This window comes from Cupriavidus sp. 8B, assembly GCF_054589115.1.
In genome coordinates, this window is the sequence record NZ_BAAILO010000651.1 from 1 (window position 1) to 691 (window position 691).

Consider the following 691-nt stretch of genomic DNA (forward strand, 5'->3'; position numbering starts at 1 on the left):
GCCTGCGCCGAAGCCGGCCTCGTCTTCATTGGCCCGCCGGCATCGAGCATCCGCGCCATGGGCAGCAAGAGCGCCGCCAAGCGCCTGATGGAACAAGCCGCGGTGCCGCTGGTGCCGGGCTACCACGGCGAGGATCAGGACCCCGCCCTGCTGCGCCGCGAAGCCGACCGCATCGGCTACCCGGTGCTGCTCAAGGCCAGCGCCGGCGGTGGCGGCAAGGGCATGCGCGTGGTCGAGGCCAGCGAAGGCTTCGAAGCCGCGCTGGCGTCCGTCAAGCGCGAGGCCAGCGCCAGCTTCGGCGACGACCGCGTGCTGGTGGAGAAGTACCTGACCCGTCCCCGCCATATCGAAATCCAGGTGTTTGCCGACACGCACGGCAACTGCGTCTACCTGTTCGAGCGCGACTGCTCGGTGCAGCGCCGCCACCAGAAGGTGCTGGAAGAAGCGCCGGCCCCAGGCATGAGCGAGGCGCGCAGGCGGGCGATGGGCGATGCCGCCGTGGCCGCCGCGCAGGCCGTTGGCTACGTCGGCGCCGGCACCGTGGAGTTCATCGCCAACCAGGACGGCTCGTTCTACTTCATGGAGATGAACACCCGCCTGCAGGTGGAGCATCCCGTCACCGAGATGATCACCGGGCAGGACCTGGTCGAATGGCAGCTCCGCGTGGCTTCCGGCGAACCGTTGCCGCTCA

At 69.6% G+C, this 691-nt stretch carries 1 protein-coding gene; it reads left to right on the forward strand.

Translation table 11 applies throughout. The features are described 5' to 3' along the window. Positions 1 to 691: ATP-binding protein (locus tag ACYP5B_RS52010; protein ID WP_459575327.1), on the forward strand; the 691-nt coding region annotated here is incomplete at both ends.